The organism is Paenibacillus sp. CR_12, from assembly GCF_041953985.1.
GTDB lineage: Bacteria > Bacillota > Bacilli > Paenibacillales > Paenibacillaceae > Paenibacillus_AQ > Paenibacillus_AQ lautus_A.
In genome coordinates this window covers 367,074-382,946 of record NZ_JAVFHO010000004.1, presented here as the reverse complement: position 1 = coordinate 382,946, position 15,873 = coordinate 367,074, and the positions used below count along the sequence as shown (strand labels likewise).

Here is a 15,873-nt window from a genome sequence, read left to right as displayed (position 1 = left end):
GTGGACGTGCCATCCACGCACATTGAGGGGGAGATGGATTAAATGTTGGAATTTGATTTTGAAATGGAGAGCTTAGCTCAAATAAAAGTAATCGGAGTAGGCGGCGGCGGAAGCAACGCCGTTAACCGAATGATTGAAAATGGTGTGCAGGGCGTTGAATTCATTACGGTCAATACGGATGCTCAGGCACTCCACCTTGCAAAATCCGAACATAAACTGCAAATCGGGGACAAGCTCACTCGCGGTCTTGGTGCCGGCGCCAATCCTGACGTAGGCAAGAAGGCTGCGGAAGAATCCCGTGATTTGATCATGAACACCCTGAAGGGTGCCGATATGGTATTCGTTACAGCCGGTATGGGTGGCGGTACAGGTACTGGAGCTGCGCCTGTCATCGCTGAAATTGCTAAGGAGTGCGGGGCATTAACGGTTGGGGTTGTCACTCGTCCGTTTACGTTCGAAGGACGCAAGCGTGCTTCCCAAGCGGAGCTTGGCATCGAAGCATTGAAAGAGAAAGTGGACACACTCATCGTCATTCCGAATGATCGCTTGCTGGAGATCGTGGATAAGAAGACACCGATGCTGGAAGCGTTCCGAGAAGCAGATAACGTATTGCGTCAAGCCGTTCAGGGCATTTCTGATCTGATCCAAGTGCCGGGTCTGATCAACCTTGACTTTGCCGACGTGAAAACGATCATGACAGAACGCGGCTCGGCTCTGATGGGTATTGGATTGGCTACTGGTGAAAACCGTGCCTCCGAGGCTGCCCGCAAGGCGATCATGAGCCCGCTGCTTGAAACCTCAATCGAAGGTGCCCGCGGTGTGATCATGAATATTACGGGAGGAACCAATCTTTCCTTGTATGAAGTGAATGAAGCGGCCGAGATTGTAACATCTGCTTCCGATCCGGAAGTAAACATGATCTTCGGTGCGATCATTGAGGAAAGCATGAAGGATGAAATCAAGGTCACGGTTATCGCTACCGGCTTTGAGAGCAAGCCTTCTCCAATCCCGCCGGGACGTCGTCCTGCAATGCCGCAAGGGGAACAACAGCAACAACAGCAGCCGGAAACGGACAAGAGTAATGTGAATCTGAAGCCGTTTGGCAATCAGAGCAATGATCAGCTTGATATTCCTACTTTTCTTCGCAATCGTACCCGTAATAATGATTAATAACGGTAAGCCTGTGCTTCGTCATCATGATGAAGACAGGCTTATTTTTATATCCAAGCCTCGTCATCTTCCTTTTATTTCATTTACAAGGCCAACAGCTGATGCTGTCACACTTTCACGAATGAAAGCCCAATCAGCAATTACTGGGGAAATTACGGATATTCCCCGAGCCTTCCCGCCAAGATAGAGATCGCCGATAACGCTAAGAGGCTGCTCTTGGTACAGGTCTCTAAAAACTGCCCTTCATCGACAAAAAAAGTCCGAAATCCGCCCACAGGTTTAGACAGACTTTGAATTCTATTCTTCTTATACTAGTAACATCTCCCTTAGCCCAGAATTCAACAGAAGGATAACGGTAGAGGATTCTTCGACTAGGCAGGTGAACAACCTGGTTGTTTATATTGATCTCATATTTTTGGCAAACCTCGTCATTGACGCCGTTTTGCTGGCTTTGACCGCCTGGATGCGGAGAGTGAAGCCAACATGGTGGAGGCTTGCATTATCCTCTGTGATCGGCGCTCTGTATGTCGTCATGATGTTTGTCCCGCAATTGTCGTTTTTGTTTACCTTTCTCATCAAGTTTGGACTATCGTTGATCATGCTGTGGGTGGCTTTCGGCTTTGTGAGCTTGCAGAGTTATCTTCGGAATTTGGGAGCTTTTTACATGGTGAATTTTGCAGCTGCCGGAGGCATTATCGGTTTTCATTACTTGGTCCAAAATTCGGGAGAGTTGTTCAGCGGGATATGGTATACGACATCGGGCGGGCTATCCTTTGAATTGAAGGTGGGATTCTGGTTTGCGTGCATTACCTTTTTTGTAGTTGTATTCGCGTTTAAAGCCGTTCAGACCACGAAACGAAAAACCGAGAACCGGGAAGCCTTGTTGGGAGAAGTGTCCGTATGGATCGGCAGCGCCAAAATAGGCTGCGTGGGTCTGCTTGATACTGGTAACCAATTGAGCGATCCCTTGACGCGCACGCCGGTTATGGTGATGGAAGCAGAACTATGGGAAGCCTACCTGCCCCAGGGATGGAGCAAACAGCTGATGGAGGGGGAACCGGACAAATTAATCATGGGGCTGGCGGCAGAGGAATTCGAATGGCAGGACCGCCTGCGGCTTGTTCCGTATCGCGGCGTCAACCGGGGGGCTGCATTTATGCTTGCGCTGAAGCCTGACATGGTGCGAGTCGAGCTGGGGGGATTTGAATACGCGGCATCCAAGGTGCTGATTGGTCTTGACGGCGGGACGCTTTCGGGAGACAGGGCATACAGGGCCATCATCCATCCGGCGTTGACGGAAGGTGAGGGGACGCCGAAGAATGCACAACCTGCCATAACGGGCGATTCTCAGAATCATGAGGCGACCGGTCTGAAATCAGGCGAAGCCAAGACTGCAGGATAATGACAGGTGAAGCCATTTTCATAGTGTTCGAGTCTGTGACCCAACGTTCGAGCGATGGATAAGTCTTTGAAAATCTTCATGAAAATCCATCCTTTCCGGATTAGGAGCCTAAAGATGATCTTTATGAAGTCAGTTAAACCTTCGGGAAAACGCATTAGGAGGATAAGAGATGCCCGTTAAATGGAGATTAGCATTGCAGCTGCAGTATTACCGCGTACTTTTTATGCTGGGTTTGAAGAGTCAGGAAATCTACTATATCGGAGGAAGCGAGGCGCTTCCGCCTCCGCTAACGAAAGAGGAAGAGGAGTTCTTGCTCAAAAAGCTGCCTACCGGCGATGCGGCCACCCGGGCCATGCTGATCGAACGTAATCTGCGTCTGGTCGTTTATATCGCCCGCAAATTCGAGAACACCGGCATTAACATCGAAGATTTGGTATCGATCGGTGCCATCGGTTTGATTAAGGCGGTGAATACGTTTGACCCCGAGAAAAAAATCAAGCTGGCCACGTATGCCTCGCGCTGCATTGAAAACGAAATTTTGATGTACCTGCGCCGGAATAACAAAACGCGAAGCGAGGTCTCGTTCGACGAGCCGCTGAATATCGATTGGGACGGCAATGAATTGCTCCTGTCCGACGTATTGGGCACCGAGAACGACACCATCTACCGCAACATCGAGGAGCAGGTCGACCGGAAGCTGCTGCAAAAAGCACTCGATAAATTGAGCGACCGGGAACGCATGATTATGGAGCTTCGTTTCGGCCTGCAGGACGGGGAAGAAAAGACGCAAAAAGACGTGGCAGACCTGCTTGGAATCTCGCAATCCTACATTTCCCGATTGGAGAAGAGAATCATTAAACGGCTCCGCAAAGAATTCAACAAGATGGTGTAACTGGAAATCGCAAGGAATAAAATAACCCCCCTCGGAGATAATGTACAGTAATGTTTCTCCTTGGGAGGTTAGTCATCATGACGCGAAACAAAGTTGAAATTTGTGGTGTGGATACGTCAAAACTGCCTGTTCTGACGAACGTGGAAATGAGGGAGCTGTTTCATAATCTGCAGCAGAACAATGAACGGTCGGCCCGAGAAAAATTGGTGAACGGCAACCTGAGACTGGTGCTCAGCGTCATCCAAAGGTTTAACAATCGGGGAGAGTTCGTTGATGATCTGTTTCAGGTAGGCTGCATCGGATTGATGAAGGCCATCGACAATTTTGATTTATCGCAAAATGTTAAATTTTCCACTTATGCCGTACCGATGATTATCGGAGAAATACGTCGATATTTAAGGGACAATAACCCGATTCGCGTCTCCCGATCACTGCGCGATATTGCCTACAAGGCACTTCAGGTCCGGGATCAGCTGACCAATGCGAATTCGCGCGAACCAACGATTTTTGAAATTTCCGAAGCGCTGAATGTGCCCAAGGAAGACGTTGTTTTTGCACTCGATGCCATTCAAGATCCCGTTTCGCTGTTTGAGCCGATTTATCATGACGGTGGCGATCCGATATATGTGATGGATCAAATCAGTGATGACAAGAACAAGGATGTGTCCTGGATTGAGGAAATCGCTCTCCGGGAAGCGATGCACAAGCTCGGGCAGCGCGAAAAAATGATTCTGTCCATGCGGTTTTACGAAGGCAAAACCCAGATGGAAGTTGCCGATGAAATCGGTATCTCCCAAGCCCAAGTGTCGCGCCTGGAGAAGTCGGCGATCAAGCAGATGCAAAAGCACGTCAAAACTTAAGAAGCCCAGCAATCAAACGAACAGACAACGATCCCGTTTATGGGGTCGTTTTTTTCGTTTTAAATAAGCTATTTTACCCAAGCGGATCATATATTGAACAGAGGGATGCGGATTGAACAGGGATGGACGGATAATCTTCAAATACATCTAAGGTGTGATGCTCATGATACCTGATAATCAAATGGTGGGGAAAAAGATGAAAATTTCCGATTTTCAAACAAAGGATGTTATTAATATCATCGACGGCAAGCGGCTCGGGCAAATCAGCGATTTGGAGCTGGATTTGCGGCAGGGCCGGATTGAAGCGATCGTGGTGCCGAGCTACGGCAAATTCATGGGGCTGTTCGGCGGCGGAAGCGATCTGATCATACCGTGGCGGAATATCGTCAAGATCGGCTCGGACGTGGTCCTTGTCAAAATGGAGGAACTGCGGAGAACGCCGGATGATCAGGAACCGGTGGAGTATCTGGATCGTCCTGACCGTCGATCCTTCTAACCAAACGGCGGGTTCATATGTCTCCGGCGTATGTTTTCTGTTACACTGGTCATAGAGGTGAATGTTCATGGAACCGTTTGTTAGTCAAGATCGGCAGACACCGAGTCTGTTTGTGCTCGAAAAATGGGAAGGGAAGTCAGCGGCCGCACTCACGGCCGGGTTCACGGGCCGGCATGGCGGCGTGAGCCGGATACCCTATGACAGTTTGAATTTGGCCTTTCATGTCGGAGACGAGCCGGGCGACATTGTCGAGAACCGGAAGCGGGTCGCCGCGGCGCTTGGCTTTTCTCTCGAGGACTGGACGTGCGGCGAGCAGGTGCACGGCATCCGGATTGGCGTCGTTCATGATAAGGACAGGGGCAGAGGGAGCTTGGACCGGGCCTCGGCCTATCAAGATACGGACGGGCTTGTAACCGATGTTCCCGGCGTGTTGCTGACTTCCTTCTACGCCGACTGCGTGCCGCTGTATTTCTGGGACCCGGTCACGGGCGCCGTCGGTCTGGCCCACGCTGGCTGGAAGGGAACCGTGGGTGCCATAGCCGAACAAATGGTGGTCAGGATGTCTGCGGAATACGGAAGCTTGCCTCGGAACCTCCATGCAGCCATCGGTCCGTCGATCGGCGAATGCTGTTACGAGGTGGATGATCGGGTCATGGAGCGTGTCCGCGAACTCGGAATCGAAGGATTCTCAGGCGATAAAGTTACAAATTCAGCTTTTTATATCGACAAGGGACACGGGAAATACATGCTGAACTTGAAAGAAATAAACAGACACATTATGATTAAAGCAGGAATATTGGCGGAACATATCGAATGTACATCATGGTGTACAAGCTGCAATCACGATCGGTTCTTCTCCTATCGCAAAGATGGAGGGACTACGGGTCGGATGGCGAGTTGGATCGGGATGAGAAAGAGGTGAGTCGTCCCTTGAGTTTGAAGGAACGTATCGATCAAGTGGAACAGCGAATAACGGAGGCTTGCGCAAGAAGCGGCAGGGACCGGAATGATGTGAATATGATTGCGGTCACGAAATATGTCTCCTTGGATATGACGGCTTCGGTACTGGATCACGGACTTTTGCATATCGGCGAGAACCGCTGGCAGGATGCCCAGGCGAAGTGGAATGCACTCGGCAACCGCGGCACATGGCATTTCATCGGCCATCTTCAGACCAATAAGGTCCGGGATGTCATTGATAAATTTCAATATATTCATTCGCTCGACCGCTTGTCTTTGGCCCATGAGCTGGAGAAGCGGGCGGCTGCGCTGAATCTGCAGGTATCCGCCTTGATGCAGGTCAATATCTCGGGTGAGGAATCCAAGTACGGCTTGCCTCCCGAGCAAGCAGCCGAGTTTTTGAAGGAAATCAACAGTCTTTCGCACGTAAAGGTAACCGGACTCATGACCATGGCTCCATACGAATCGTCGGCGGAGCAGACGCGTCCTGTATTTCGTGGTTTAAGACAACTAAGAGATGAGCTGAACGAGCAGGCGCTTACGGCGGAGCCATTGACCGAATTGTCCATGGGCATGTCCAATGACTTTGAAGTTGCCATAGAGGAAGGGGCGACCTGGGTGCGTCTCGGCTCAATTTTAGTAGGGAAAGAGGAGGATTGACGATGGGCGTGATGAACCGGTTTATGAATTTCTTGGGACTGCAAGAGGAAGAAGAAGTTGTGGAACGCGAGGTTCTGGCCTCGCAGGAAGAGCCGGTGGAGGCAACGCCGTTTGATCATCGGAAAAACCAAAAGAGCGGCAATATCGTTAGCATTCATTCGCAGAAGAACGTTAAGGTTGTATTAGTCGAGCCTCGTTCATATGATGAAGCACAGGAGATTGCAGATCATCTGCGGTCATTTCGAACGGTTGTGGTCAACCTTCAGCGCGTGAGGAATGATCAGGCGCTGCGCATTATCGATTTTCTTAGCGGAACCGTTTATGCGCTTAGCGGCGGAATCTCGAAGGTGGGCGGGAACATCTTCCTATGCACGCCGGATACCGTTGAGATCCAAGGTTCGATCTCGGAGATTCTAGCAGACGAGCATGAATATAACAGAATGAGGTGATTTAGGCTTTGACCTACGAAATTTACAGTATCGTTGGAACGCTGTTCCAAATTTATTTTTACATGATCTTGGTCTACGTCTTAATGTCATGGCTTCCGAATGTGAGGGAAAGCTTTGTCGGAGAGCTGCTTGGCAAGCTGGTAGAGCCATACTTGGCGCCTTTCCGCCGGTTCATTCCGCCGATTATGGGCATGATCGATATTTCCCCGATTATCGCGCTGTTCGTGCTGCAGCTGGCACAGCGCGGCGTATACGCCATTCTCGGATATTTCCTCTAGCAGGTGAATGAATGATGAAACTGGACATCTACGATCATTTTCACAAGGACGAACGGGAATTTGTGGACCGGGCTTGGGAATGGGTGGTCAATGCCGGACAATATCATGAAACCAAGCTGACGGATTTCCTGGATCCCAGGCAGCGGTTCATTCTGGAATCGCTCGTGAATCGTCTTCCGGACGTGCATGCCGTGTTTGATGGCGGACATGCTGATGCCGAACGCGTGCGGGCGATGATTGCTCCGGATTACCGGGCGCTTGAAGGCGAGGATCTGAAGATGAAGGTGCTCAGCATCTCTTCCGGAGATCAGAAGTTTCTGGAGCTGGAGCATGGCGATTATATGGGTTCGATACTGGGTCTGGGCATTAAGAGATCCAAGATCGGTGATATCCATGTACTTGCGGACGGCTGCCATGCGGTCGTTGCCGACGATATCAGCGCCTTCCTGCATCTGAATCTCAGCCAGGTCCACCGGGTGCATGTCATGACGGATCTGCTGCCGCTGGACAAGCTTCAGGTGGCCCGCACGAATTTCGAGGCGATGGACATTACGGTATCTTCCATGAGACTGGACGGAATCGCCAGCGATGCCTACCGAATCAGCCGCACAAAAATCGTCGTGCCGATCAAGGCCGGCCGGTGCCGCGTCAACTGGAAAGTGGAAGAGGATCCCTCCACGAATTTAAAAGAAGGCGATGTCGTCTCCATCCAAGGATTTGGACGTTTTAAAGTACTGGAGACGGGCGGCCTGACGAAAAAAGGGCGGTACCGTATCAAGGTTGGGAAATATGCTTGACCTTTGAAGGAATTGCCGTTTTTTTGTCGAAACCATACAGGGAACATTCAAAATGACAATGGATTTGCCGATAAATCGTAAATGACCGCTATTGTCTTCACGGACGGGTGGTTTGGCTAACACAGCGGACGGACCGTCCTGTAAGGCCCATATATTTAGGAGGTGCACACCATGCCATTGACACCGCTTGATATACATAACAAGGAATTCGCCCGTCGAATTCGCGGTTATGATGAGGACGAGGTCAACGAGTTTTTGGATCAGATTATTAAGGATTATGAAAGTGTGATCCGGGAGAATAAAGAATTAGGCAACCAGCTGATGGCGATGCAAGAAAGACTGGATCATTTTTCGAATATTGAGGAAACCTTATCGAAGACCATCATTGTCGCCCAGGAGGCGGCGGATGAGCTGAAGAACAACGCGAAGAAGGAAGCTCAGCTGATCATTAAGGAATCCGAGAAGAATGCGGACCGGATCATTAACGATGCGCTCGGGAAATCCCGCAAAATCGCGCTGGAGGTTGAAGAGCTGAAGAAGCAGGCCTCCATCTACCGCACCCGTTTCCGCTCCTTGGTAGAGGCTCAGCTGGAGCTTCTGAAGCAGGAAGGCTGGGAGACGCTGGAGAACCGCGAACCGAGTCTGGAGCCGAAAGAGGTATACTAGGCGGGTATCCGGTTGACTTTTTCCGCGAAGTCGTCTATAACTAATAACATATTGTTGATTCATACCGTAATTCGTTGATGGGAATAGTACGCGAAGGATCTGTCCCCCAGAGAGCCGGCAGTTGCTGAAAGCCCGGCGTTCAGGCCTAGCAGAAGATCATCCCGGAGAAGTGAAGCTGAAGCGCTGTGACCGCGTGCGTAAGCTAAGCCGTCTGCCGAACGTTATATCGGACCTTGCCTTACGAACAGGCATGGACATTGAGGTGTCGTTTGAGCAGGCTTCCATTAGAAGTCGGCCGGGCGAAATTAGGGTGGTAACGCGAGAACAGGTTCTCGTCCCTTGGGGGACGGGGCCTTTTTTATGTTCACAGAACATTTACGAAAAAGGGCGAGTTCAAAAAGATCGGTTTTCAGCACCGAAGCCTATGCTTTGCTGTGCGTTTTTTCAAAACGCTTCAGTAGGATGAAGCTAGGGAGTGAGGAGCGGAGCGTACGTAGTTTGTACGTGAGCACCTGAAATGTTTCCGCAGGAAACATACTTCGAAAGCATCTGCTTAGGCCCGGCTGAATTCAAGATTCGATGCCGAATTGCTTCTTGATTCACTTCGTGTTAGATATAGAATTTATGAGTTATCAGTGGAATTGATGAAATTCTATATCGCAAGAAAACTTACCTATGCATCGCGGTCGCTCATCTTTGAAGTGGCCTCGATAGAGGTTTTCTTATCAAAATCGGACTTTTTGAACAACCTCGAAAAAGGGCGAAAGGAAGATCTGCATGAACAGAGTAGACGTCAAGGAGAAGGCGCGGGCAAGAGAGCTGCGCATCTTGAACAAATGGAACGAGGAGAACACGTTCAAGAAATCAATCGAGCTGCGGGCCGGCAAGCCGAATTATGTATTTTACGAAGGTCCGCCGACCGCGAACGGCGCGCCTCATATCGGTCACGTGCTCGGCCGCGTCATCAAGGATTTTGTAGGCCGCTACCAGACGATGAAGGGCTATCATGTCGTTCGTAAAGCGGGCTGGGATACGCACGGGCTTCCGGTTGAGCTGGGCGTAGAGAAGCAGCTGGGCATCTCCGGCAAGCAGGAAATCGAGAATTATGGCGTGGAGGCTTTTATCAAAAAGTGTAAAGCCAGCGTATTTGAATATGAGCATAAATGGCGCGAGCTGACCGAAGCGATTGCGTATTGGACCGATCTGGATCATCCGTACATCACGCTCGAGAACAACTACATCGAGAGCGTATGGAACATTTTGGCGACGATTCATGACAAGGGCCTTCTGTACCGCGGCCACCGCGTAAGCCCGTACTGCCCTTGCTGTCAGACGACACTGAGCTCCCACGAAGTGGCACAGGGGTATGAGGATGTTAAAGACCTGAGCGCAACGGCGAAGTTTAAGCTGCATGACAGCGGAGAGTATGTGCTGGCATGGACGACGACGCCTTGGACGCTGCCATCCCACGTGGCACTGGCTGTTAATCCGGATATGAATTACGCCCGCGTCGAGCAGGAGGACGGCATCTATATCGTGGCTAAAAATCTGGTAGAGGATGTCATGAAAGGCGAGTTTACCGTTCTATCGACGCTGAAAGGCTCTGAGCTGGTCGGCAAGACTTACGACCCTCCGTTCCCGTATGTAAAAGCGGAAAAAGCGAACCTCATCGTCGGCGCATCCTTTGTTACCGATGCAAGCGGTACGGGGATTGTGCACATGGCTCCTGCGCACGGCGAAGACGACTACCGCGTATGCCGCGAGAATGGCATCAGCTTCGTGAGCGTCGTGAACGGCCACGGCCGTTATACCGATGAAGTGACGGATTTTGCCGGACGCTTCGTCAAGGATTGCGATCTGGACATCGTGAAGGCATTGTCCGAAAAAGGACTTCTGTACAGCAAGGAGAAATACGAGCACAGTTACCCATTCTGCTGGCGCTGTAAATCCCCGCTGCTCTATTATGCGATGGAGAGCTGGTTTATCGAAACGACGGCGGTTAAGGATCAGCTGATCGCCAACAACAACGAGGTGACCTGGTATCCGGGCCATGTACGCGAGGGACGCTTCGGCAAATTCCTTGAAGACCTGGTCGACTGGAATATCAGCCGGAACCGTTACTGGGGAACGCCGCTTAACGTATGGGTCTGCGATTCTTGCGAAGGGCAGTTCTCGCCGCACAGCATTGCGGAGCTTCGGGCCAACGCCGTAGGCGAGGTAGCGGAGGATCTGGAGCTGCACAAGCCTTATGTGGATGAAGTGAAAGTGAAATGCCCGCATTGTGAAGGCGGCGTAATGGAGCGAACCTCGGAAGTTATCGACGTATGGTTTGACAGCGGGTCGATGCCGTATGCGCAATACCATTATCCATTCGAGGACAAGGAGAAGTTCGAACAGCAGTATCCTGCCGATATGATCTGCGAAGGGATCGACCAGACGCGGGGATGGTTCTACAGCTTGCTGGCCGTATCGACCCTCTTCACCGGTAAAGCGCCTTATAAAGCGGTCATGGCCACGGGCCATATTCTCGATGAGAACGGACAGAAGATGTCCAAATCCAAGGGCAACGTCATCGATCCTTGGGAAATCATCGAGGAGTACGGCACGGATGCGTTCCGTTGGGCCCTGCTGGCCGACAGTGCGCCATGGAACAGCAAACGTTTCTCGAAAGGAATCGTCGGCGAAGCCAAATCCAAGGTTGTGGACACGCTGGTGAACACCCATGCATTCCTGACACTGTATGCCGGCATTGACGGCTATGATCCGAAGGAGCATGACTTCAAGGGATCGGACCACAAGCTGGACCGCTGGATTCTCTCCCGCTTGAACAGCTTGATTCAAGTGGTTGACAAGGGATTGGCCGTCAATGATTTCCTTAACGCGGCCAAGGCGATCGAAGCTTATGTGGATGAGCTGAGCAACTGGTATATCCGTCGTTCGCGCGATCGTTTCTGGGGCAGCGGACTCGGTGAAGATAAGCTGGCCGCTTACGGGACGCTTACGCACGTGCTGTTGACGCTATCCAAGCTGATGGCACCATTCACGCCGATGCTGTCCGAAGATATCTTCGTCAACCTGGGCGGCGGCGAGAGCGTGCATCTGGCCGACTTCCCGCAAGCCGACGAAGCGTTGATCGACAAAGCGCTCGAGCAGGACATGGAGACGGCAAGACAGATCGTAGAGCTTGCGCGGAACGTCCGCAACGAGACAGGAATCAAGACGCGTCAGCCGCTGTCCAACCTCATCGTATCCATGGATCGCGAGTTCGATCTCGCGGGGTATGAAGACATCATCAAGGACGAGATCAACGTCAAAGCGATTGAGGTGGAGACCAGCGACAGCGGATTCGTTGATTTCACGCTGAAAATGAACCTGAAGGTCGCAGGCAAGAAATACGGTAAAAATATCGGCTTCCTGCAAGGTTTCCTAAAGGGAATGAGCAGTGACGAGACCCGCAAGGTGGTCCAATCGGGCGGCGTGAACGTAACTTCACCGGAAGGCGAAGAATTGCAGATCACGTCCGAAGAGCTTCTGGTAGAGAAGAAGGCGAAGGAAGGCTTTGCATCCGCTTCGGGTTACGGGTTAACCGTTGCGCTCAATACGGATATCACGCCGGAGCTGGAGCAGGAAGGCTGGGTTCGCGAAGTGGTGCGTGCCGTGCAGGATACGCGTAAGAAGCTGGACCTCCCGATCGAGAAGCGGGTGAACTTGACTCTCGATACGGATGATGAGCTTCAAGCTGCGATCACGGCATTTGAAGATGTGCTGCGAGAAAACGTACTGGTTAACGATTTGCAATACGGACAAAGCGAAGGCATGGAGCGGGTTGAGCTTGGCGGCAAAACCATTGGCATCCATATCGCCTGAGAATCGTTGATATTATTAAACCACCGCCATGAAATGGCGGTGGTTTTTTGCTGTCCCCAATAAGCACCGGCTTTGTTCGGAGGACTCCGTGCGAATGAGATGCTTCCAACAGATGCATAATAATCAGCGAATTCTCATGCATGTTATGTATGGTTTCAAGCAGGAAGAAAGCGGATCCTGATCTGTTTTTTCCAGAGTCTGCCTAGTATAGTGGCAAGGGGGCGGTGAATATGGCAGAGAAGCCGGAAAATGCGTTATCAACCGAAAAGAATAAATCGCTTGTGGAAGCAGAGCGGGACCAATTGGGCGCCATACACCGCATGACCACGGACATCGCGCAGCAGCTGGAGAAGGCCCGGATCGCGGAATACACCCAGCTGTTGAACCGCCCCTGGAAATTGATATGGACCAATCTGCTGGCCGGGTCGGCACGCGGCGTGGGAATCGCGATCGGGTTTACTTTTTTTGCGGCAACCATCATATATGCCCTTCAGGCCCTTGGCGCGCTGAATTTGCCTATTATCGGCGATTACATCGCGGATATTGTCCGGATTGTCCAGCGGCAGCTTGAACTGACGTAATGGATTATGTAATGCCCGGCAGCCGCTGCAAGTCATATGCTGCCGGGTAAGACGCTTAATCAGCTGAATGATTCATCATCCGGGTCGCCATTGGGGTCAAGGAGATAACTTCCTTCGCCCCGGTTTAGGTAATCGACATATTGGGGACTGCGTACGATAAACACTTCCGAGCCATCGATATTGGTGGCAACGAAGTTTTCGTACACCTCCACGAACCCGCCTTGATCGTCGCCATTCTCGATATCCATTTCGTTATAGCTGTCCATTTCGTTTCCTTCCGCCAAAGCCGGGGAATTGGAGTTCCCCCAGCTCTCAACGATCTGCCAGGCGTCCTCGCCGTCAAATGCAGCATATTCGTGCTCATCCATACTGGATTTTCCGAAAGCGGGAGCTAGAACGTCCTCCTCGACCGGACGGTCCCGGGACACGCGCTCCCGAGGCGTATGTTCTACGCAATATTGCGTATCCGGGATAACCTCCAACCGCTCGTACGGAATGGGCTGGCCGCAGGTAAGGCACACGCCGTAACGGCCATGATGAATGGCTTCCAGCGAAAAAATAACCCGCTGCAGCTCCTGATCCACCCTGTCCTGAAGCGCGAGGTCTTTTCCTCTTTCAAACACTTCGGTTCCCACATCGCCAGGGTGATTATCAATATGGGACAGCTCGCCGGTCATATCTCGCTCCGATTCTCCCAGCCCGTGTTGGTCGTTATTGACCATGCGCCGTTCAAGTTCAACCTTTCGATCCATCAGCTTTTGTTGCAAATTATGAAGTTGCTCCTGAGTGAGATGCGACATGTCAGGCTCCTTTCATGGTCCCGAAGTTGACCTTCTTGGTTCATAGGTATAGAGTGCACCCATCGATAAGGTTTTACTGACGGAAAATGTTCTCGCCGCTGGACAGGAATGGACGGTTTCTGAGCCGCTGTGCTACAATAAGACGAGTTACGGACCGATCAGCGAAGATGTTCGCCTGATTGGAGAAGACAAGAACGGAGTGACATAAACAAGTGGTATATTATTTGATTGCATTTGTTTTATTTCTTATCGATCAGGGAACCAAGTACTTGATTGCTACCAAGCTCGAGCTTTATGAACAGATACCGGTCATCGGGGATTTCTTCCTGATCACGTCCAGTCGGAACCGGGGAGCCGCGTTCGGCATACTCCAGGACCAGTTATGGTTCTTCATCATTGTGACACTAATCGTTGTGGGCGGAATCGTCTGGTACCTGCGGAAGGTATCAAAAGAAGGACGCAAGCTTCTGCCGACCGCGCTTGCGCTTGTACTTGGAGGGGCACTCGGAAACTTCATCGATCGATTGATAATGGGCGAGGTCGTCGATTTCCTGCAGTTTAATTTTGGCAGCTACACCTTCCCGATCTTCAATATTGCCGATTCTTGCATCGTGATCGGCGTGGGATTGATCATATTGGACACGCTTCTGGAAGGAAGACGCGAGAAGATGCAGACAACAAGTGAAGTTTCAGGCACAGAAGGGACTGAATGATGGTGCAAGACGGTAAGGATACAGATACGGATTGGACAGATGAGAACGGTCAGGAAACGGAAGCCATCGAATGGACGGTGGATGCCGACGCTGCCAAAACCCGTATCGATAAATACATAACGGAAAATCTTGGGGAAGATGTGTCGCGTTCCCAAGTGCAGTTATGGATTGCGGACGGACATGTGAGCGTGAACAATGGCCCGATCAAGTCCAATTACAAAGTGAGTCAGGGTGACCGCATCGTGCTGAAGGTTCCCGAGCCATCGGCCGTCGAGATCATTCCCGAGGACATCCCGCTTGAGATCGCGTTTGAAGACGGGGACGTGATTGTCGTAAACAAGCCGAGAGGAATGGTCGTCCATCCGGCTCCGGGACATTCGTCCGGCACGCTAGTGAATGCATTGATGTTTCACTGCAAGGATTTATCGGGAATCAATGGAGAGCTTCGCCCCGGCATCGTCCATCGGATCGATAAGGATACTACGGGCCTGATCATGGCCGCGAAGAATGATAAAGCCCATGCTTCGCTGGCCGCCCAGTTGAAGGAGCACAGCGTGAACCGCCGTTATTTGGCGTTGGTGCACGGCAATATCAGCCATGATCAGGGAACCATTGACGCACCGATCGGCCGGGACGCCCAGGATCGCAAACTGTATACCGTCACGGACCGGAACAGCAAACATGCGGTGACGCATTTTACCGTGGTGGAACGGTTCGGAGATTACAGTCTCCTCGAGCTGAAGCTGGAGACGGGTCGTACCCATCAAATTCGCGTGCACATGAAATATATCGGGCATCCTCTCGTAGGGGATCCCGTTTACGGCAAGAGCAAGGGGATCAAATTGAACGGACAAGCGCTTCATGCGGCCGTATTGGGTTTTGTCCATCCTTCGACCGGGGATTATAAGGAGTTTTCGGCACCGATGCCGAGCGATATGAATGAGCTGTTGACGATTTTAAGGGGCCGCTAGCGGTCCCTTTTCGCATGTATAAGCATGGGTCCCACAAAGGTTTAGAGTAAGCATCAAAGCATGGGCTCCACTTTGCTGGGCTATTTGTCTTGCCTTCCAAACCATGGATATGGTATAGTGACGATAACTTTGATGAAGGAGGTGAGCAGGATGAATATCGAGATGGTCAACAACCGTATTAGCCAGCTGCCTATCGCTATGGCTGGCATTGTTCATGCATTTCCCTACAACGGGAGAGGTCTGTCCAATTTTAATGATACGAGTTGTACCATCGCGAGAAGTCACCTGCCTGCCTGCACGGATTAAGCCGA

17 protein-coding genes are annotated in these 15,873 nt (G+C 51.3%); 16 read left to right on the top strand and 1 reads right to left on the bottom strand.

From position 1 onward, the window contains the following. The first annotated feature begins 42 nt into the window (after positions 1–42). From ftsZ to RB297_RS17385, 13 genes are all read left to right on the top strand, one after another. The gene (ftsZ, locus tag RB297_RS17445; RefSeq protein ID WP_009589569.1) at positions 43–1,170 is read left to right on the top strand and encodes a cell division protein FtsZ; all 1,128 of its coding nucleotides are present in this window, start codon (positions 43–45) and stop codon (positions 1,168–1,170) included. 388 nt (positions 1,171–1,558) lie between these two features. Next, positions 1,559–2,572: a sigma-E processing peptidase SpoIIGA gene (spoIIGA, locus tag RB297_RS17440; protein ID WP_228469002.1), complete on the top strand. Its 1,014-nt coding sequence runs from the start codon at positions 1,559–1,561 to the stop codon at positions 2,570–2,572. Positions 2,573–2,741: 169 nt separating this feature from the next. Beyond that, positions 2,742–3,464, top strand: a complete 723-nt coding sequence (sigE, locus tag RB297_RS17435) for an RNA polymerase sporulation sigma factor SigE (protein ID WP_009589674.1) — start codon at positions 2,742–2,744, stop codon at positions 3,462–3,464. Between the two features lie 77 nt (positions 3,465–3,541). Next, positions 3,542–4,324: an RNA polymerase sporulation sigma factor SigG gene (gene sigG, locus RB297_RS17430; RefSeq protein WP_006209087.1), complete on the top strand. Its 783-nt coding sequence runs from the start codon at positions 3,542–3,544 to the stop codon at positions 4,322–4,324. 163 nt (positions 4,325–4,487) lie between these two features. Further along, the gene (locus RB297_RS17425) at positions 4,488–4,820 is read left to right on the top strand and encodes a YlmC/YmxH family sporulation protein (protein WP_009589579.1); all 333 of its coding nucleotides are present in this window, start codon (positions 4,488–4,490) and stop codon (positions 4,818–4,820) included. 67 nt (positions 4,821–4,887) lie between these two features. Continuing rightward, positions 4,888–5,742 (top strand): peptidoglycan editing factor PgeF, encoded by an 855-nt coding sequence (gene pgeF, locus RB297_RS17420; RefSeq protein ID WP_192569210.1) that lies wholly within the window; start codon positions 4,888–4,890, stop codon positions 5,740–5,742. A gap of 8 nt (positions 5,743–5,750) precedes the next feature. Further along, a complete protein-coding gene (locus tag RB297_RS17415) occupies positions 5,751–6,440 on the top strand; it encodes a YggS family pyridoxal phosphate-dependent enzyme (RefSeq protein WP_041621955.1) in 690 nt (229 codons plus the stop codon). A gap of 2 nt (positions 6,441–6,442) precedes the next feature. Next, the gene (locus RB297_RS17410; protein WP_009589651.1) at positions 6,443–6,889 is read left to right on the top strand and encodes a cell division protein SepF; all 447 of its coding nucleotides are present in this window, start codon (positions 6,443–6,445) and stop codon (positions 6,887–6,889) included. Positions 6,890–6,897: 8 nt separating this feature from the next. Next, entirely contained in the window at positions 6,898–7,167 is a 270-nt protein-coding gene (locus RB297_RS17405; RefSeq protein WP_090913083.1) for a YggT family protein, read from the top strand. 11 nt (positions 7,168–7,178) lie between these two features. Next, positions 7,179–7,964, top strand: a complete 786-nt coding sequence (locus RB297_RS17400; protein WP_375121022.1) for a YlmH family RNA-binding protein — start codon at positions 7,179–7,181, stop codon at positions 7,962–7,964. A gap of 171 nt (positions 7,965–8,135) precedes the next feature. Then, complete coding sequence (locus RB297_RS17395) at positions 8,136–8,630, top strand: DivIVA domain-containing protein (protein WP_090913079.1); 495 nt, start codon at positions 8,136–8,138, stop codon at positions 8,628–8,630. Between the two features lie 777 nt (positions 8,631–9,407). Continuing rightward, complete coding sequence (ileS, locus tag RB297_RS17390; protein WP_375121021.1) at positions 9,408–12,497, top strand: isoleucine--tRNA ligase; 3,090 nt, start codon at positions 9,408–9,410, stop codon at positions 12,495–12,497. Between the two features lie 230 nt (positions 12,498–12,727). Further along, a complete protein-coding gene (locus RB297_RS17385) occupies positions 12,728–13,078 on the top strand; it encodes a DUF5665 domain-containing protein (protein WP_015734246.1) in 351 nt (116 codons plus the stop codon). Positions 13,079–13,137: 59 nt separating this feature from the next. On the opposite strand, the gene RB297_RS17380 is transcribed toward RB297_RS17385, so the two are convergent. Beyond that, on the bottom strand, positions 13,138–13,878 hold the full coding sequence (locus RB297_RS17380) for a TraR/DksA C4-type zinc finger protein (RefSeq protein WP_036665987.1): 741 nt from the start codon (positions 13,876–13,878) through the stop codon (positions 13,138–13,140). A gap of 212 nt (positions 13,879–14,090) precedes the next feature. On the opposite strand from RB297_RS17380, the gene lspA reads away from it, so the two are divergent. The 3 genes from lspA to RB297_RS17365 all read left to right on the top strand — a co-directional run bounded on the left by lspA (position 14,091) and on the right by RB297_RS17365 (position 15,868). Continuing rightward, positions 14,091–14,591 carry a signal peptidase II gene (gene lspA, locus RB297_RS17375; RefSeq protein WP_277748385.1) on the top strand — a complete coding sequence of 167 codons (501 nt, stop codon included), beginning with the start codon at positions 14,091–14,093 and terminating at the stop codon, positions 14,589–14,591. Next, entirely contained in the window at positions 14,591–15,562 is a 972-nt protein-coding gene (locus tag RB297_RS17370) for an RluA family pseudouridine synthase (protein ID WP_375121115.1), read from the top strand. Before lspA ends, RB297_RS17370 begins: the two co-directional genes overlap by 1 nt. Positions 15,563–15,712: 150 nt before the next feature. Continuing rightward, positions 15,713–15,868, top strand: coding sequence for a hypothetical protein (locus RB297_RS17365; protein ID WP_375121020.1), 156 nt, complete (start codon positions 15,713–15,715; stop codon positions 15,866–15,868). Positions 15,869–15,873: the final 5 nt, after the last annotated feature.